The sequence below is a fragment of the Arthrobacter sp. U41 genome (assembly GCF_001750145.1).
Taxonomy (GTDB): Bacteria; Actinomycetota; Actinomycetes; order Actinomycetales; family Micrococcaceae; genus Arthrobacter.
This window is the reverse complement of record NZ_CP015732.1, coordinates 2088580-2105764: the sequence shown is the minus strand read 5'-3', so window position 1 is coordinate 2105764 and position 17185 is coordinate 2088580. Positions and strand designations below refer to the sequence as shown.

The following is a 17185-nucleotide window of genomic DNA, read 5'->3' as shown; positions in this document are numbered from 1 at the left end:
GCAGCTAGCCGTCCAGGACGGCGAGCGCTTCCTCCACGGTGTCCACCAGGAAGATGCTGCTCTCCATCCGCCGTCCCGAGGCGAGGCTTTGCAGCAGTGGCCAGGCCGGGTAGCGCCGCAGCCAGTGTTCCTGCCCCACCAGCACCATCGGCATGATGGTTTCCGGGGTGCCGTAGTAGTTCTCGCAGGCATCCTGGAAGATCTCCTGCACGGTGCCCCCGGAGCCCGGCAGGAAAACAATCCCGCCGTTGCACAGTTCCAGCAGGATGGCCTCGCGGATGGCGTTCGCGAAGTACTTGGCAATGTGGGTGGCGAAGAAGTTCGGCGGCTCGTGCCCGTAGAACCAGGTGGGGACTCCCAGCGACGGCGTTCCCTCCGGGTGGCGTTCGACGACGGCGGCGGCGGCGCGCGCCCACGCCGAAACGGACGGGCGGAAACCGGGAACCGCGGCGAGGTCCTCCAGTGCCTTCCGGAAATCCCGCTCCGGGGCATCGCTCAGGTAGGCGCCGAGGTTGGCGGCCTCCATGGTGCCGGGCCCGCCGCCCGTGGCAACCACCCGCCCGTCCCTGGCCAGCAGCCGCCCCAGCAGTGCGGCCTCCTCGAAAACGCCGGAACCGCGCTTGGCGGCATGCCCGCCCATGACGCCCACCATGGTCCGGCCGGCGCAGAGTTCCGAACGGGTCAGCTCATCAAGGGCATCGCCGATCGAGTGGTCATGCAGGGCCGCAGCCAGGGTCGCGTCCAGGCGGTGCCGCTGCCCCGGCCGGATGCTCCACTGGTAAACCCTGGCATCCGGGGTGTCCTCATAACGTGAATCGGAGATCCCCTCGTACAGCTCCTGCGGGGTGTAGAGCCGCGCGCGGTACGGGTTGAACGGCACGGCCTCGAGCTTCGGGAAAATAAGGGCGCCGCCGCTGCGCAGCAAATCCTCCACGCCGTCGTCGAAGGTGCAGCCGAGGAATATCCCGCCCTGCGGGTTCATGGCCGCAAGCTGCGCCGCCCGTCCGCGCAGGTCCAGCGACTGCGCATGCCAGCCCTGCATGGTCCTGGCGCCGGCCGCGACCAGCCGGTCGAAGCTGTCGAGGCTGTCGACCTCCAGCGTGCGCGGACTCGGGTGCAGGCTGCTGGCAGCACTCATCCGGGGCCCCTAGGGAAGTGGAGCCGGGGCGGTGCCGGACGCGGTTTCGGACGTCACGTAGGCGTCAAGCTTGGCGAGGGTCTGCTCGATGTTGGCCGGGTGGCGGCGGGGGTAGCCGGCCAGGCGCAGGAGGATCCTGGCGCGCACTTCCCGTGCGTCCCACTGTTCCGTGACGAGGGTGCCGGGTTTGCCGGCGGAGTCGGTGGCGGGCTCCAGCAGGTACCGCCAGACGTGGCCGCCGAAGTGCCGCCAGGCGATCCGCCGGCCCTCCTCAAACTCGCAGACCGTGTTGAGGATCTTGTAGTCCAGCTTGATGTTCATTTCCATGCCGAACTTCGCGCCCAGGGCAAGCCGTTCGGGGCCGCGCGGCTGGGCGCCCTTCACTGTGTCCGAACCGTCGATCACGCTGTGCAGCGCAGGTGCGGCGAGCACTTCGAAGATGGTTTCCGGAGCGGCCGCGATGAAGCGGCTGCGGGACACGAGATATCTGTTGGTCATCCGGCCATCCTAGACCCGCGCTGGAAGACGGAAGTTCTGTTGCAGAATAAATCATGCAGACCCTCCCCGTCCTCCGCAGCAGCCGGCCCCGCATCGGCATTCCCCTCCGGCTCAGCAGCTCCACGGACCCGGATCCGCGGGTGGCGGAGGCCAACGAGCTTTTTGACTACATCGTGGAGCTGGTACGCGACGGGGGCGGCGACCCGGTGCTGCTGGCCGCACCGGAGGATCCGCTCGAGGAGCTGGACGGCGTCGTCCTTCCCGGCGGCGGCGACCTGGACCCCCGGCGCTACGGCGAAACTCCAGGACAGGCCTGCTACGACGTCAGCCACGCCCAGGACGAACTGGACCTGGGCGTTGCTCGGCGGTCGATCGATGCCGGGCTGCCCGTGTTCGGCGTCTGCCGGGGACACCAGCTGCTCAATGTGCTCTACGGCGGGACGCTGATCCAGGACATGGATCCGGGCACCGTGGCGCACCGGGAAACCGAGCCGGCGCACGGAGCCGGGCCGTGGGCCTGGCACGAGGTCGAGGTGCAGGGCGGAAGCAAGGTTGCCGAACTGTACAGCGGCGGCACAAGCGGGGCCGGGGAACACGGCGCCGGCGTGAGCGTGAAGATCGCCTCCGGCCACCACCAGGCCGTGGCCCGCGTGGCCGACGGGCTCGTGGTGACTGCCGTCGCCGGGGACGGAACCGTCGAGGCGCTGGAGGACCCGGAACGCTGGGTGGCGTCCGTGCAGTGGCACCCCGAGGCCCTGGAACTGCCGGCCGAGGAGCGGCTGGCCCCGTTCCGCGCCTTCGTCGAGGTCTGCCGGACCCGCCGCTGACCTGTCTCCGGCGGAATCCGTACGGCTAGCCGGCGAGCGCCCGTGCGTCTGAGGCAATGAGAGTGGCCCGCCCGGCCGGGATACCCTTGCCGGCCGCGGCTTCCGCTTCGACAGCGGCGTCCTCCCAGCGTTCGGCGTCGATGTATTTCAGCACCTTGTCCCGAACCTTGGAATCCACATCTTCAGTCATCACGAGGGCGAGCAGTCCGGCTTTGCTGGCCCGGACAGTGAACGTTGCGGTTGCGGTGGCCTCGCCGCCGGGGCCGGTGGCCTTGGCCGCGAATGCGTGCTCTCCCAGGGTGAGGGTGTTGACGTCGACCGCCTCGCCCTCGGCTACGGACTTGCTGTCCAGGGTGATCGCGATGGCGTCGGCGTTTGTGACGCCGGTTGCCGGGACGGCGGTGTCGCCTCGGGTGAGCGTGGCGCCGTCGAGCTTTCCAAGGAACGCCAGCAAAGGCGCCGGAGCCGGCGGTGCGGACGGCAAGGCACTTTGGAAACCGACGAGTGCACCTGCCCGGTTGGTGATGATGCCGTCTACCCCGGCGTCGGTCATGGACTTCCACTGCTGGGGGTTGTCCACCGTGTACGGCATAACGGCGATGCCGGCGTCGTGCAGTTCCTTGATGGCCGCGGGCCGGGCTGCGAGGGCATTCCAGCTCGGGTTGTACGTTACGGCGCCGTACCGCTTCGCCGCGGCGACAACGTCGGCGTCGAGTGCCCCTCGGAGCAGGCCCAGGCGCAGAGTGGGAGCGTATTCGCGGGCGTACTGCAGGACATTGGTATCGAAGCTTTGCAGGATGGTCTGGTTGAACATGCCGCGGTCCTTCACCATATCGATGGTCCGCTGCACTTCCTCCCTTGTCTCGGGTCCCTTGACTTCGAGGAGAAGCCCGGAGCCCTCCGTGTCCGTCTGGTCCAGGAACTCGGCCAGGGTGGGAATCTTGGCGCCGCTATAGGCCGGGGCAAACCAGGAACCGGCTTCCAGTCCGGCAATGTACTCGGCGGTCAGGACGGAGACGTCGCCGGTTCCCGCGGTCACCCGATCCACGGTGTTGTCGTGGATGACTACGGGCACGCCGTCTTTGGAAGTGTTAACATCCATTTCGATCCAGTCGGCTCCGCTGCGGCCCCCGGACAGCAGGGCCTGCAAGGTGTTCTCCGGGATCACAGAAGACAGTCCGCGGTGGGCGATCACAGCGGGCTGTTTGCCGGGGCCGACCAGCAGGGACTCCGTGTCCGGGAGTTCGGTGACCTTGATGTTGTCATAGGACACCGTGGAGCCGTTGGCCACCAACCCCAGGACGCCCGTGTCGGAGCGGACCAACCGGTTCGTTTCCATCATCTTCTGGCCGTTGAAGTACCAGGCGGCCTTTTTGCCGTGGACCTCGACTGCAACACGCACGTCCGTTCCCGTGCCGGCATCGGTTGGCGCCGACGCCGTGTCGGTGACGTTCCAGCCGCTGGCAGCCGTCCGCTCGGCGAATTCCAGACCGTTCGTGGCTTTGCTACCGGAGCGCATCGTGGCGAGCCAGAACGGAACGGCTCCGCTGGGCTGGATGTCCAGGGCGAGTGCGGACCAGCGGGCCGCATTGAGGACGTTGTCAAAACGCACGGTCGCCTCAAAACGGTAGTTGGCGAGGTGTGGGCCGAACGTCGCGCGGGAGATCTGGCCCGTACTGGTACTGGTCCCGACCAGCCGTCCATCCTGCACTTTCCAGTCGCCTTCGACGGCGGTAAACCCCTCGGGCAGGCCGGAGCCGGAGAAGTCTTGACTGTAGGCGAGTCGCGGCTCTGTCACCGGAGGCTGCACCTCCTCAGGACTTCCGGCCGGATCTACGGTGGAAACGGCGGCGGCGTGGGCCGGGGTGGCAGAGAGCGGGAGGACGGCGACGGCGGCCAGCAACGACACGGCCAGGGGCAGGGAAAGACGACGGGTTAATGAGATCACACAACCGAGGCTAGGCTCAGCGCATGGTTCGTCAGCGTCCGGGTAATGAACTGGCGGTGACTCAGAATCAACCATCTTGCCCGGCCGTCAACAGGAGACACCCACCGCTCTGGCGCCCGTCAGGGACCGCCACGGCAACCCGGCGCACACTTCCACCCGCCCGGACAGCCCTGCTACTATAAACTTAAACAGTATGTCCTATCAAGCGAACATAGGCCGGGAAACATAACTGGCGGCCCCACCCGGGGTTCCGGTCCGGGGCACAAGGGAGCGCTTCAACAGTGGCTATTCAAAAAGTGGCTAATCACCTTAGTCTCAACATCGACCGGTCCTCGCCGGTGCCGCTCTACCACCAGGTGGTCCAGGGCATCGAAGCCGCGATCCATGGCGGAGTCCTTCCCCCCGGCAGCCGCCTCGACAACGAGATCGACCTTGCCGCGCAGCTGAACCTCTCTCGCCCCACCATGCGCAAGGCCATGGACGAACTTGTCCGCTCCGGCCTGCTGGTGCGCAAGCGCGGCGTCGGCACCCAGGTGGTCTCCAGCCAGGTCCGGCGTCCCCTCGAGCTCTCCAGCCTTTACGACGACCTCAGCAACAACGGCAGCAAGCCCACCACCGAGGTGTTGAGCTTCTCCCACGACGAGGCCGACGCCGCCACCCGCACGGCACTCCAGCTTCCCGCCGGCGCCAAGGTCTACCACTTCACCCGGCTCCGGAAGGTCGGCGGCAAACCGCTGGCGCTGATGGAGAACTGGGTGCGCGATGACATTACCCCCATCGACGAGGCGCTCCTGGGCTCACAAGGCCTGTACGCGATCCTCCGCAACGGCGGCGTGAACTTCCGGCTCGCCTCGCAGCGGATCGGCGCCATGATCGCCAACGATTACCAGGCGACCCTGCTGGAAACCACCCCCGGCTCTGCCCTGGTCACCATGGAGCGCACCGCCGTGGACGACACCGGCCGCCAGGTGGAGACCGGGCACCACGTCTACCGCGCGGATTCCTACAGCTTCGAAATGACGCTCGTCCAAAGATAGGCGTCAGCGCCGGCCGGCGGGTGCTGCACGCCCGTCGCCAGCACCCCATCCCCTCCACACCCGTGCCTTCCTCCGGCGCGACAACGAAAGGGCAGAACTCATGGCCAACTGGGTCTATCCGCTCGGCACCGCCGCCCAAGGCGCCTGGGACATCTCGCTGGGCACCTCCGACTCCGCCGTGCAGGTGGAGGGCTGGGCCCACACCGGGCTGAAGGTCGCCACGCTGGGAGCCGGGGCCGCCGTCGAACTTCCCGCCGCGGATGAGGAACGCATCGTGGTCCCGCTCAACGGGTCCTTTACGGTGTCAGTCGACGGCGAGGAGTACCGTCTGGCCGGCCGGGCGAGCGTCTTCAGCGGCCCCAGCGATGTCCTCTACACGGGAACCGGCAAGGCGGTGACGATCAGTTCGGCCGACGGCGGACGCGTCGCCGTGGCCACCGCCCCGGCCAAAGCGTCCTACCCGACGCGCCTCATCACGGCCGCGGAGACTCCGGTCGAACTACGCGGGGCCGGCAACTGCTCCCGCCAGGTCCACAACTTCGGGACCCCCGCCGCCCTGGAGGCGGACCGTTTTATCGTCTGCGAGGTCCTCACGCCGGCCGGCAACTGGTCCTCCTATCCCCCGCACAAGCACGACGAGGAGAAGGACGGCGAAACGAGCCTCGAGGAGATCTACTACTTCGAAACCCGGGTAACGCCCGGAGCCCCGGCCCGTCCCGGATCGGACGACGCGATCGGCTACCAGCGCGTGTACGCCTCGGACGAGCGTCCCATCGATGTCGCCGCGGAGGTCCGGACCGGCGACGTCGTCCTGGTGCCGTACGGCTGGCACGGCCCGGCCATGGCGGCCCCCGGCTACGACCTGTACTACCTCAACGTCATGGCGGGCCCCGGCGCGGTCCGCGACTGGCTCATCAGCGACGACCCGCACCACGGCTGGATCCGTCAGGCCTGGGAAGGCCAGGACCTCGATCCGCGGCTGCCCTTCGGCGCCTGACGGCACCACGCAGTCCAGACGAGATCGCAGTCCGGACAAAAAGAACCCGGAGCCCTTGGGCCCCGGGTTCTTTTGCCTCTCCACCCCGGTGACGGAACCGGGGCGCAGTGTCCGTTCAGCCGGCGACGGTCTGGACCACCCGCACCGGCACACCGGTCGCGAGGGATTCCTGGGCGGCATCCGCGACCCGGGAAGCGGCCACGGCATCCTCCGGCGTGCAGGGGTTTTCCCGGCGGCCCAGGATTAACTCGACGAAGGCAGCCATCTCGGAACGGTAGGCCGTCTCGAACCGCTCGGCGAAGGTCCGGTGCGGCTCCCCTGCCGGGAACGAGACCCCGGCTTCGGCGGAGGCCAGCGCCGTCTTGGCGTCCAGGCCGACCATGAGCGAACGCCGGGAGCCCTGGATTTCCAGCCGCACGTCGTGGCCCGCCCCGTTGTACCGCGTGGCCGAGACCGTTCCCACGGTGCCGTCGTCGAAGGTCACCAGCGCGAGGGCGGTGTCCACATCGCCGGCTTCCCCGATCGCGGGGTCCCCGTTGTTGGAGCCCCGGGCGTACACCTCGACGATTTCCCGGCCGGTGAGCCAGCGCAGGATGTCGAAGTCGTGGACCGAGCAGTCCCGGAACAGCCCGCCGGAACTGGCCAGGAACTCGACCGGCGGCGGGGCCATATCGCAGGTGACGGCGCGCAGCGAGTGGATCCAGCCCAGTTCCCCTGTTTGGTAGGCGCGCCGGGCCTCCTGGTAGCCGGCGTCGAAGCGGCGCTGGTGGCCAATCTGGACCACCCCGTTCCTTTCCCGGATGTAGTCGAGCACGGGGAGGGCGTCGGCCACGTTCAGGGCGACGGGCTTCTCACAAAAGACCGGGATTCCGGCGTCCACCCCGGCCCTGATCAGGTCCGGGTGGGTCCCGGTTCCGGTGGCGATAACGAGGCCGTCCAGCCCGGACGCGAGGAGCGCCTCCGTCGAGGGCAGGAATTCGGCGCCGAGCCCGGCGGCGATGGTCCGTGCGTGGTCTTCCGCGACGTCGGTGAGCCGGAGCCGGACGTTGATGCCCTGCGGATTGAGGACGCCGTTGAGCGCGGCGATGTTGTTGGCGTGCATAACGCCGATCCGCCCCACCCCCACCAGTCCGAGGATTACATCTTTCATACTTCTACTCCTGTTGGTGGTGCGGGCAGGGTGGATGCCTCGGTTGGTGCGGGCACGGTGAAGGCCGCCCGGAAAGCGTCCAGCGCGGCATCGCTGTCGCCGAGGGCCCAGGCCTCCATGCCCACCGTGCCGTCATAGCCGGCCTGGGCCAGTGCCCTGGCGACAGCCGCGTAGTTGATTTCCCCGGTCCCGGGTTCGCAGCGGCCCGGAACATCCGCCACCTGGATTTCGCCGAGGTACGGCAGGGCTCTCCGGACGAGCTCGATCAGGTTCCCCTCCCCCATTTGGGCGTGGTAGAGGTCCAGCATGAGCCTGGCGTTCGGATGCCCGGCGGCCTGAACGAGCGCCAGGGTGTCCTTCGCGCGGGCCAGCGGGATCCCGGGGTGGTCCAGGATGGTGTTGAGGTTCTCGAGGCAGAAGGTCACGCCGTACTTCTCGCCAAGCTTGCCGAGCCGCTCGAGGGTACGCGCCCCGGTAATCCACATGCGCCCGCTGGACCGGTAGACCGGACGGGCCGCGTGGCCGTCGATGAGTTCGGCCGGGTGCACCACCATCCGGCTCACGCCGAGCTCCAGGGCGGTGGGGATCAGCGACTCCGCCGTCCGCACCACCTCATCGGCCGAGCCGGGGTCCACCAGGCTTCCTGCCGTGTATCCCGTCATGGACGAGAACACTGCACCGGTGGCCTTCAGGGCACCAATGTCCTTGGTCCGCGAATCCCAGAGTTCGACGTCGAAACCCGCCTCGTGGATCCGGCGCACCCGCTCGGTGAACGGAAGGTCGGTGAAGACCATCTCCGCGCAGACAGCCAGCCGCATCAGAGGACTGCCCTCTCGCTGACGGCCGCTGTGTTGACGGCAACCCCAGTCCCGCGCTTGACCGACTCGATGCACGCAAGCGCCATGGCCAGCGCGCGCCGGGCGTCCGCGGCCCCGGGAGTGAGCGAGTAGGCGACCGACGGCGGCGTCGTGCCGTCACGCCGGGCGCGCACGGCGTCGGCAAAGTCGACGAGTTCGTCCGTGTAGGCCTGGCGGAAGAGCTCGACGTTCAGCCGGGGAGTGTCGGCCGATATCCCTTCGGCGGTGAACCGGCGGGCGGCGGTTTCCGTGGCCCGTCCGGCCTGCACCATGCCCTTGGAGCCGAAGACCTCCCCGCGGATGTCGTAGCCGTAGAGGGCGCTGAAGTTCGCCTCGGCCACCGCGATGGCGCCGTTGCTGTAGCGGATGGTCACAACCGCGGTGTCCAGGAAGCCCTGGTCACGCAGCCCGGGTTCCACCAGCGCATCGGCAATGGCGTAGACCTCCACCGGTTCGGCGCCTTCGTTGAACCAGTTCAGGGTGTCGAAGTCGTGGATCAGGGTTTCCAGGAAGACGGTCCAGGCCGGGACCCTGGCCGCGTGCGGAATGCTTCCCGTGCCCGGGTCCCGGGTCAGGGAGCGCAGCAGTTGCGGCGTCCCGACGGTACCGGCGGCGAGGTCCTTTTTGGCGGCCTGGAAATCCGCCGCATACCGGCGGTTGAACCCGATCTGGAAGTGCACCCCGGCCGCCTCCACGGCGGCCAGGGCGGCGTCGAGTTCGTCGAGCCCCAGTCCGGCCGGTTTCTCGCAGAACACGTGCTTCCCGGCGGCGGCCGCCTGGGCGATGAGGGACGAGTGGAAACGAGCCGGGCTCGCAATGATCACGGCGTCGATCTCGGGGTCAGCGAGGATGTCGGCGGCGTCGGCCGTCACCTTGCCGGCGCCCAGGACGGTTGCCAGGGCTGCGGCGGACTCCACATTGGGATCAGCGATAGCCGCGAGCTCGGCGCCCGGAACCCGGCGGGCGATGCTCTCGGCGTGGAAAGCTCCCATCCAGCCGGAGCCGATAAGTCCGATGCGCACGGGCAGGGGAACATTCGTTGACTCTCGATTCAGGTAAGCCACTGGCTCGTCCTTTCAGACATATTCACAACAGCTGGGCGTGGGGCCTGTGCTGTGCGAAAGGCGGTTTCCCGGCCTGGACTCGACCGGCGTACGAAGAAGCAGGGCCAGGCCCACGCGGGCGGGCCCTGCTCTCCCTTGGTGTTAGTAGGACTTACCGGTGGTCTGGGCCACCTCGGCCGCTTCGCCCTGGACTTCCTTGACGATGTCGCCGTGGCCGCCGAGTTGTTCGAGTTCGTGGGCGAGTTCGGCGAGTTCGGCGCCGCCGGCCATTTGGGCGGTGAGTTCGTCGAGGGTGATGTCTTTTTTGTCGTAGTAGCCGATTGACTTGCCGCGTTTGAGCAGCAGGAACCGGTCGCCGACGGGGAAGGCGTGGTGCGGGTTGTGGGTGATGAAGATGACGCCGAGGCCGCGGTCGCGGGCCTGCAGGATGTAGCGCAGGACCACGCCGGACTGCTTCACGCCCAGGGCGGCGGTGGGTTCGTCCAGGATCAGGACTTTCGCGCCGAAGTACACGGCGCGGGCGATCGCGACGCACTGGCGTTCACCGCCGGAGAGCTGGCCGATGGGCTGTTCGACGTCGCGGAGGTCGATGCCCATCGCGGCGAGTTCCTTGAGCGTGATGTCCTTCATCTTCTCGACGTCCATGCTCTTGAACGGGCCGAAGCCGGAGGTCAGTTCCGAGCCGAGGAAGAAGTTGCGCCAGATCGGCATCAGGGGCACCACCGCGAGGTCCTGGTAGACGGTGGCGATGCCGACGTCCAGTGCGTCCCGGGGCGATGCGAATTCGCGTTCCTCGCCCATGATGTTCAGGACCCCGGCGTCGTGCTGGTGCAGGCCCGCGATGATCTTGATCAGCGTGGACTTGCCGGCGCCGTTGTCGCCCAGGACGCAGGTGACGCGGCCGTTGTCCACGGCCATCGTGACGTCGGACAGGGCGATGATGTTGCCGTAGTGCTTGCCGACGCCTTCGAGGGAGAGCAGGTGGACGGGGGTGTGGGTGAGGGGGTCTTTTTCGTTCTGGAGCAGCGTTTGCTGGTCGATTTCGTTGGCGTTCATTTCTCCGGGCCCCTTTACTTGAGTTCCGCGCGGCGCTTGACGATGAGGTTGACGATGGTGGCCAGCAGCAGCATCAGGCCCAGGAAGAACTTGAACCAGTCCGGGTTCCACTGGGCGTAGACAATGCCCTTGTTGGCCATGCCGAAGATGAACGCGCCGATCGCGCCGCCGATCGCCGAGCCGTAGCCGCCGGTCAGGAGGCACCCGCCGATGACCGCGGCGATGATGTAGAGGAATTCGTTGCCCACGCCTTCACCGGACTGCACCGTGTCGAAGGCAAAGAGGTTGTGCATGCCCAGGATCCAGCCGCAGAACCCGACGGCCATGAACAGTCCGATCTTGGTGGCCTTGACCGGCACACCCACGGCGCGGGCGGCGTTCGCGTCCCCACCGACGGCGAAGATCCAGTTCCCCACCCGGGTCCGCATCAGCACCCAGGTGGCGACCGCAACGAGCGCGATCCAGATGAACACCGTGATTTTGACGTCGACGCCGCCGATGGTGACCGAGGAGGCGAACACCGCCCGGGCCGAGGCGAAGCCGTCCATGTTGGAGATGGACGGGGAGGAGACCGAGCCGCCGATCAGGCGGGTCAGGCCCAGGTTCAAGCCGGTCAGCATCAGGAAGGTGGCCAGGGTGACGATGAAGCTGGGCAGCTTGGTCTTCATCAGGATCCAGCCGTTGATGTAGCCGATGCCCAGGGAGACCACCAGGGCCAGGAGGACGCCGACCCAGACGTTCGTGCTGAAGTACCAGCTGAACATCGACGCCGTCAGCGCCGAGGAGATCACGGCAACACCGGTGGACAGGTCGAATTCCCCGCCGATCATCAGCAAGGACACCCCCACGGCCATGATCCCGATCGTGGAGCTGCCGTACAGGATGGTCGCCAGCGCATTGGGCTGGGTGAACGTCGGGGAAACGGCCGCGAAGAAGATGAAGAGGACGATCGCGCCCACCAGGGCGCCGACCTCGGGACGTCCGAGAAGCTTCTGGAACGGACTGCGCTTGGCGACGCGCTCATCGGGCGCCGGTGACTTTGTCTTGGTCTGGGTCATGGTCATGGAGATCTCCTTGCTGCCGGGCCGGCCTGAGCCCGCCCGGCCAACGGGCTGTTAGCGGATACCCTGCTGGGCGAAGGTCAGGACATCGGCCGCATTCGATTTGTCGACGAGGCTCGGGCCGGTGAGGACCGACTGGCCGCCGCCGATGCTAAATCCGCCGCGCTTGTTCTGCCAGAGCGCATCGATGGCGCCGTAGCCCTGCAGCCATGGCTGCTGGTCCACGGTGAACAGAACTGCACCATCCACGATCTTCTGGGCGAGATCAGCGTTCAGGTCGAAACTTGCCACCTTGGCAGAACTGCCGGCATCCGTGACCGATTTGAGGAGAGTCAGGGTGATGGGGGCGCCGAGGCCGATAATGACGTCGGCGTCATTGGTAGCCTGCAGCTTGGCCGTCGCGGTGGACTGGACGGAGGTCATGTCCTTGCCCTCGACGTAAAGGATCTCAGTTCCGGGCACCTTCGCCTTGACGCCGGCACAACGTGCTTCCAGGCCGACGTGGCCCTGTTCCTGAATCACGCAGACCGGGTGCTTGAAGTTCTCCGCCGCGAGCCGCGTGCCGACGGCCTCACCGGCGAGCTTTTCGTTCGAACCGAAGTGGGTGAAAGCCCCCAGCTGGGTGGCAACCGATTCGCCGGCGTTAAGGCTCACAATCGGGATGCCTGCGTCGGCGGCCTTCTTCAGGGAGTCACTGAGGGCTTCGGGCTTGGCGAGCGTGACCGCGATGCCGTCCACCTTCTGGTCGATAGCCTGCTGGATGAGCTGGGCCTGGCGCCCGGCTTCGGGATCGGACGTGTAGAGGAGTTCAACGTTGTCCTTCGCCGCCGCCTCCTCGGCACCCTTGCGAACGATGTCCCAGAAGGTGTCACCCGCTGCGGCGTGGGTGATCAGGGCAATCTTCATCCGTTCCGTCGTGGCGACTTGGCCGCCGCCGGCCGCGTTGCCGGAATCTGCGGGCTTGCCGCCGGTGCTTGAACATGCGCTCATTGCCAGCATCGGCACAACCGCCGCCACCAGGGTCGCCTTGCGCCAGGAAAATTTAGCCACCGTGAATCTCCTTTGATTTCAGCTCCGGGCTGCTACCTTGCAGCCGCCGGAATAATGCCTACTCCGATCATGGTGACTTAGCTCACTCATGTCAATAGTTTGTCCTGACATTAGAATGTAATCACGTAACTATGGCCGTTATGCGCGTAAAGAACTACCGGTTCCCGGGCGCCTCCAGGGCGGCCGCGGCCCAGGAATGACGACGACGGCAGCCGGGAGGGCCGCCGTCGTCGTCAAATCTGCCATGCAATCTTTGCCGCTAGGCCCGCTGGAGTTCCACGCTTTCCCGCTCGCTGTCTGCACCGGCGACGCCGGTTCCGGGCGTGCCGCCGGCACGTCCGGCGTCGTGCCGTTTCGCAGCGGCCGCCGCGAACACCATGACACCTAGGCCTAGCAGGGTGATCCCGGCACCGGCCCAGATGGGCGAGGTGTAGCCGAGGCCGGCGGTGATGGTCACGCCGCCCATCCACGCGCCGAGTGCGTTGCCCACGTTGAAGGCTCCGATGTTGGCGCCGGAGGCCAGGGTGGGGGCGGTCGTGGCGTATTTCATGACGCGCATCTGCAGCCCGGGGACCGTGGCGAAGCCGAAGCCGCCCAGCAGCACCATGGAGGCGATGGTCATCGGCTGGTTGCCCGCGGTGAGCGCGAAGACCACGAGGACGACCACCAGCGCGGAGAGCGACACCAGCAGGGTGCGGTCCACGTTCCGGTCCGCCGCCTTGCCGCCGACAGTGTTGCCGATAAAGAGGCCCACGCCGAAGAGGATGAGCAGCCACGGCACGGTGGAAGCGGAGAACCCGGTCACCTCGGTGAGGGTGAAGGCGATGTAGGTGAAGGCGCCGAACATGCCGCCGTAGCCCAGGATGGTGACCAGGATGGAGAGCCATACCTGGCCGGAGCGGAAGGCGCGGAGCTCCCCGCGCAGGCCGCCGGGGGCAACCTCCCCTGAGCCTGTCCTGGGGACCAGGGTCAAAATGCCGACGAGGGAAATGATGCCGATGCCGGTGATCGCCCAAAAGGTGGAGCGCCAGCCGGCGGCCTGTCCCAGCATGGTGCCGAAGGGAACGCCCAGGACGTTGGCCGCCGTGAGCCCGGTGAACATGATGGCGATCGCGCCGGCCTTTTTGGTGGGGGCGACCATGCTGGCGGCGACCACCGCGCCGATGCCGAAGAAGGCGCCGTGCGCGAGCGCGGCGATGATGCGGCCGATCATCATCAGCGAGTAGTCGGGCGCGATGGCGGAGACCAGGTTGCCGGCGATGAACAGCACCATCAGCACGGCCAGGACGGGTTTGCGCTCGAAGCGCGTCACGGCGGCGGTCAGGAGCAGGGCCCCGACGACGACGGCGAGCGCGTAGCCGGAGATGAGCCAGCCCGCGGTGGCCTCGCTGACCTGGAAGTCCGCGGCCACTTCGGGCAGCAGGCCCATGATGACGAACTCAGTGAGTCCGATCCCGAACCCGCCGAGGGCGAGTGCTATCAGGCCGATTGGCATGGTGGAGCTCCTTCAAAACTGTACGGAAAGAAATGCGAAGCGTAAGCTATTAGTTGCAGACGCGTTATGTATTGTTGCACAAGCAACTATACCGCGCAAGCAACTAATTTGCGGGCCTGCTCCGCCCTGGGGTCCTCCGGAGCGGAGCAGGCTGATCTGAAGGGAAGAACTGATGGGCATCAAGGACGACGCCGTCGAGGTCCGGGCGCAAGGCTGGCGGACCCTGGCGGCCCTGCATGGACTGATCGAGGCGGAACTGGAACGCTCGCTGCAGGCTGTGGCGCAGCTGTCCGTTGTGGAGTACACCGTGCTGGATGCGCTGAGCCGCCAGGACGGCTGGCACATGCGGATGCAGCAGCTGGCCCGCGCCACCGCGCTGAGCGCCAGCGCCACCACCCGCCTGGTCAACCGCCTCGAGGACCGGGGCCTGCTGACCCGGATCCTGTGCGCCGATGACCGCCGCGGAATCTACACCGAGCTCACGCCGGACGGCATCAAGCTGCTCGAGGAGGCCCGGCCCAGCCATGACGCCACACTGGAGCGGGCGCTGGCCGAGGCGCAGGAGGTGCCGGAGCTGGCGCCGCTCGTCGCTGCGCTTCCGACGCTGCACGCGCACGTTTAGCGACGCTGCCCGGCTTCCGGACACGCACAAAGCCCTGCCCCGCACGGAATGACGGGGCAGGGCTTTGCAGGCACGGCTACGCGGTGGCGGGCTGCTTGCCGGCCACGTTCTTGAAGTAGTGCTCCAGGTCTTCCAGGCTCTTGTCCTTGGTTTCCGGAATGTACTTCGCGGCGAACGCGATGGCACCGACGCCCAGCACGGCAAAGACGAAGAAGGTGTTGGAGAGCCCGATCGCGGCAAGGAGCTGCGGGAAGCCGAACCCCACCAGGAAGTTCACTGTCCACAGTACGAAGGCTGAGGCGCCCATGCCCAGGCCGCGGATCTTCAGCGGGAAGATCTCGGAGAGCATCAGCCAGGTGACCGGGGAGATCGCGCCCTGCTGGAATGCCAGGAACGTTACGGTCAGGGCGAGGATCACGAAGCCGCGGGCGGTACCTTCGGGCAGGATGAGCGAGAAGAAGCCGATCGACAGCAACGCCGCCGTCGTGCCGAGCTGGCCGGTGATGAGCATCCTGCGCCGGCCCACCTTGCCCAGCAGCCAGATCCCCACGAAGGTCGCGACGACGGAGATGACGCCGTTGGCGATGTTCGCCGTCAACGCAGCCTCCCTGCCGAAGCCGGACTCAGCGAGGATCTGGGTACCGTAGTACATGATCGAGTTCACGCCGGTGATCTGTTGGATGACGGCGAGGCCGACGCCCATCACGAAGATGCGGCGCAGCCAGGGGACGCCGAGGTCCTTCCAGGAACCCATCTTGGACTTGTAGTCCTCCACGGCCATGGCCTTGACTTCCTCGAACTCGGCCCGGGCCTCGGACTGGGAGCGGATCCGCTGCAGCACGCTGAGGGTTTCGCCGAAGCTGCCCATCGAGGCCAGCCAGCGGGGGCTTTCGGGCATAAAGTTCATGCCGATCCAGAGCGCGATCGCCGGAAGAGTGGCGATCACGAGCATCCAGCGCCAGATCCCGCCGGATTCACCGAAGGTGTTGCCGAGGTAGGCGTTGAAGATGAAGGCCAGTAGCTGGCCGGTGACGATCATCAGCTCGTTCTGGGTCACGATCCGGCCGCGCCGTGCGCTCGGCGAGACTTCGGCGAGGTACACCGGGACGGTGACGGACGCGCCGCCGACGGCAAGGCCGAGGACGAAGCGGGCCAGGATCATCACTTCGGTGTTCGGGGCGAAGGTGCAGGCGAGGGTGCCGATCAGGAAGATGACGGCGAGCACCATGATCATTTTGCGTCGTCCGTTACGGTCCGCGAGCCGCCCGCCGAACAGGGCGCCGAAGGCTGCGCCGAAGAGCAGCGAGGAGGTCACGAGCCCTTCGGTGAGCGGCGTGAGGCCCAGGTCCTCCTGCATGTACGGCAGGGCGCCGTTGATGACACCGGTGTCGTAGCCGAAGAGCAACCCACCGAAGGTGGAGATGATGGTCGCGGTGCGCAGTGCCCGTTTGTGGTTTCCGGGCGCCTTCCGCTGTTGGGCGGTTGCCACCGACGTCATACGCTCACCTTCTGGATCTGCTGCTTCATGGTCTCCAGCTGGTAGCGGGAGACCTCGGCGGCGTTGTCGTCCTCCGCGAAGACGCTGGAGACCATCACGGTGTCCTCGCGGTCGAGGAAGCCGATTTCCTTCAGCCCGCCGAAGAACTCGTCCCAGTTGACGTCGCCGTCGCCGATTTTCAGGTGCTGGTGCACCCGGACCGGGTTGCCGGGCGGGTTGGTGATGTAGCGCAGCCCGTGCGAGGCGTGGTGGTCCATGGTGTCGGCGACGTGGACCAGGCGGAGCTTGTCCCCCGCGGCGCGCATGATGTCCAGCGGCGCGTTCTGCATATGGAAACTATGCGAAGCGACGTAGACCAGGCCGACGTGCTTGGAGTTCAGGCCGCGGATCACCCGGATCGCGGCCAGGCCCTCCTCGACGAAGTCGTCCGGGTGCGGGTCGATCAGCAGGTCGATGCCTTCGCGTTCGATGATCGGCAGCAGTTCCTCCATGGAGCGGTAGAACGCGCGCTCGGATTCCTCGGCCTTCTCCGGGCGTCCGCTGAATTCGGTGTTCATGGTGCTGACACCCAGGTCCACGGCGATCTGGATGGCACGCTTCCAGTACCGGACGGCCGCTTCGCGGGCATCCTCATCCGGGCCGGACCAGCGCAGCACCGGCAGGATCGAGGCGATTTCGATCCCGGCGTCCCTGCAGGCCTTGGCCAGCTGGCCCACCAGTTCGTCGTCGGCCTTCGGGTGGTTGTAGAACGGGATGAGGTCGGCGTGCGGGGTCATCTGCATGTACTTGTAGCCGAGGTCCGCCACCACCCGGGGAAATTCGAGCAGGCTGTGCGAGTGGTGGAAGGGCGTTGGATCAAGTGCGATTTTCACGTGGAACACTCCATG

At 67.0% G+C, this 17185-nt stretch carries 16 protein-coding genes; 4 read left to right on the top strand and 12 right to left on the bottom strand.

Features of this window, described 5'->3' with window-relative positions; genetic code table 11:
• Positions 1 to 4: 4 nt before the first annotated feature.
• Complete coding sequence (locus ASPU41_RS09740) at positions 5 to 1138, bottom strand: LOG family protein (RefSeq protein WP_069950752.1); 1134 nt, start codon at positions 1136 to 1138, stop codon at positions 5 to 7.
• A 9-nt stretch (positions 1139 to 1147) separates the two neighbouring features.
• Positions 1148 to 1636: an SRPBCC family protein gene (locus tag ASPU41_RS09735; RefSeq protein ID WP_069950751.1), complete on the bottom strand. Its 489-nt coding sequence runs from the start codon at positions 1634 to 1636 to the stop codon at positions 1148 to 1150.
• A 53-nt stretch (positions 1637 to 1689) separates the two neighbouring features.
• Between ASPU41_RS09735 and ASPU41_RS09730 the strand changes: the two genes are divergently transcribed.
• Positions 1690 to 2463: a gamma-glutamyl-gamma-aminobutyrate hydrolase family protein gene (locus ASPU41_RS09730; protein ID WP_069950750.1), complete on the top strand. Its 774-nt coding sequence runs from the start codon at positions 1690 to 1692 to the stop codon at positions 2461 to 2463.
• A gap of 25 nt (positions 2464 to 2488) precedes the next feature.
• Here ASPU41_RS09730 and ASPU41_RS09725 read toward each other — a convergent pair whose 3' ends face one another.
• Positions 2489 to 4411 carry a glycerophosphodiester phosphodiesterase family protein gene (locus ASPU41_RS09725; RefSeq protein WP_197515805.1) on the bottom strand — a complete coding sequence of 641 codons (1923 nt, stop codon included), beginning with the start codon at positions 4409 to 4411 and terminating at the stop codon, positions 2489 to 2491.
• 296 nt (positions 4412 to 4707) lie between these two features.
• On the opposite strand from ASPU41_RS09725, the gene ASPU41_RS09720 reads away from it, so the two are divergent.
• Together ASPU41_RS09720 and iolB are read left to right on the top strand one after the other, a co-directional pair.
• Positions 4708 to 5448: a GntR family transcriptional regulator gene (locus ASPU41_RS09720; protein ID WP_069950748.1), complete on the top strand. Its 741-nt coding sequence runs from the start codon at positions 4708 to 4710 to the stop codon at positions 5446 to 5448.
• A 100-nt stretch (positions 5449 to 5548) separates the two neighbouring features.
• Positions 5549 to 6445, top strand: coding sequence for a 5-deoxy-glucuronate isomerase (gene iolB / locus ASPU41_RS09715; RefSeq protein WP_069950747.1), 897 nt, complete (start codon positions 5549 to 5551; stop codon positions 6443 to 6445).
• Positions 6446 to 6560: 115 nt separating this feature from the next.
• On the opposite strand, the gene ASPU41_RS09710 is transcribed toward iolB, so the two are convergent.
• The 7 genes from ASPU41_RS09710 to ASPU41_RS09680 all read right to left on the bottom strand — a co-directional run bounded on the left by ASPU41_RS09710 (position 6561) and on the right by ASPU41_RS09680 (position 14178).
• Positions 6561 to 7595, bottom strand: a complete 1035-nt coding sequence (locus tag ASPU41_RS09710; RefSeq protein ID WP_069950746.1) for a Gfo/Idh/MocA family protein — start codon at positions 7593 to 7595, stop codon at positions 6561 to 6563.
• Entirely contained in the window at positions 7592 to 8413 is an 822-nt protein-coding gene (locus ASPU41_RS09705) for a TIM barrel protein (protein WP_069950745.1), read from the bottom strand. Before ASPU41_RS09705 ends, ASPU41_RS09710 begins: the two co-directional genes overlap by 4 nt.
• Positions 8413 to 9516: a Gfo/Idh/MocA family oxidoreductase gene (locus ASPU41_RS09700; protein WP_069950744.1), complete on the bottom strand. Its 1104-nt coding sequence runs from the start codon at positions 9514 to 9516 to the stop codon at positions 8413 to 8415. The genes ASPU41_RS09705 and ASPU41_RS09700 overlap by 1 nt, the downstream gene beginning before the upstream one ends.
• Positions 9517 to 9657: 141 nt before the next feature.
• Entirely contained in the window at positions 9658 to 10572 is a 915-nt protein-coding gene (locus ASPU41_RS09695) for an ATP-binding cassette domain-containing protein (protein WP_069950743.1), read from the bottom strand.
• A 14-nt stretch (positions 10573 to 10586) separates the two neighbouring features.
• Complete coding sequence (locus ASPU41_RS09690; protein ID WP_069950742.1) at positions 10587 to 11636, bottom strand: ABC transporter permease; 1050 nt, start codon at positions 11634 to 11636, stop codon at positions 10587 to 10589.
• Positions 11637 to 11687: 51 nt separating this feature from the next.
• Complete coding sequence (locus ASPU41_RS09685; RefSeq protein WP_069950741.1) at positions 11688 to 12683, bottom strand: substrate-binding domain-containing protein; 996 nt, start codon at positions 12681 to 12683, stop codon at positions 11688 to 11690.
• 259 nt (positions 12684 to 12942) lie between these two features.
• Complete coding sequence (locus tag ASPU41_RS09680; RefSeq protein WP_069950740.1) at positions 12943 to 14178, bottom strand: MFS transporter; 1236 nt, start codon at positions 14176 to 14178, stop codon at positions 12943 to 12945.
• Between the two features lie 172 nt (positions 14179 to 14350).
• Between ASPU41_RS09680 and ASPU41_RS09675 the strand changes: the two genes are divergently transcribed.
• Positions 14351 to 14800: a MarR family winged helix-turn-helix transcriptional regulator gene (locus tag ASPU41_RS09675; protein ID WP_069950739.1), complete on the top strand. Its 450-nt coding sequence runs from the start codon at positions 14351 to 14353 to the stop codon at positions 14798 to 14800.
• A gap of 76 nt (positions 14801 to 14876) precedes the next feature.
• Here ASPU41_RS09675 and ASPU41_RS09670 read toward each other — a convergent pair whose 3' ends face one another.
• Positions 14877 to 16298, bottom strand: a complete 1422-nt coding sequence (locus ASPU41_RS09670; protein ID WP_069950738.1) for a sugar porter family MFS transporter — start codon at positions 16296 to 16298, stop codon at positions 14877 to 14879.
• Positions 16295 to 17170, bottom strand: coding sequence for a sugar phosphate isomerase/epimerase family protein (locus tag ASPU41_RS09665; RefSeq protein WP_069950737.1), 876 nt, complete (start codon positions 17168 to 17170; stop codon positions 16295 to 16297). The genes ASPU41_RS09670 and ASPU41_RS09665 overlap by 4 nt, the downstream gene beginning before the upstream one ends.
• Positions 17171 to 17185 lie beyond the last annotated feature (15 nt).

Excerpts from the sequence above, each read along its gene's own strand:
- ASPU41_RS09675 (WP_069950739.1), top strand. The coding sequence starts at position 14,351 with ATGGGCATCAAGGACGACGCCGTCGAGGTCCGGGCGCAAGGCTGGCGG.
- ASPU41_RS09690 (WP_069950742.1), bottom strand. The coding sequence starts at position 11,636 with ATGACCATGACCCAGACCAAGACAAAGTCACCGGCGCCCGATGAGCGC.
- ASPU41_RS09680 (WP_069950740.1), bottom strand. The coding sequence starts at position 14,178 with ATGCCAATCGGCCTGATAGCACTCGCCCTCGGCGGGTTCGGGATCGGA.
- ASPU41_RS09735 (WP_069950751.1), bottom strand. The coding sequence starts at position 1,636 with ATGACCAACAGATATCTCGTGTCCCGCAGCCGCTTCATCGCGGCCGCT.
- ASPU41_RS09730 (WP_069950750.1), top strand. The coding sequence starts at position 1,690 with ATGCAGACCCTCCCCGTCCTCCGCAGCAGCCGGCCCCGCATCGGCATT.
- ASPU41_RS09705 (WP_069950745.1), bottom strand. The coding sequence starts at position 8,413 with ATGCGGCTGGCTGTCTGCGCGGAGATGGTCTTCACCGACCTTCCGTTC.
- iolB (WP_069950747.1), top strand. The coding sequence starts at position 5,549 with ATGGCCAACTGGGTCTATCCGCTCGGCACCGCCGCCCAAGGCGCCTGG.
- ASPU41_RS09740 (WP_069950752.1), bottom strand. The coding sequence starts at position 1,138 with ATGAGTGCTGCCAGCAGCCTGCACCCGAGTCCGCGCACGCTGGAGGTC.
- ASPU41_RS09710 (WP_069950746.1), bottom strand. The coding sequence starts at position 7,595 with ATGAAAGATGTAATCCTCGGACTGGTGGGGGTGGGGCGGATCGGCGTT.
- ASPU41_RS09670 (WP_069950738.1), bottom strand. The coding sequence starts at position 16,298 with ATGACGTCGGTGGCAACCGCCCAACAGCGGAAGGCGCCCGGAAACCAC.
- ASPU41_RS09695 (WP_069950743.1), bottom strand. The coding sequence starts at position 10,572 with ATGAACGCCAACGAAATCGACCAGCAAACGCTGCTCCAGAACGAAAAA.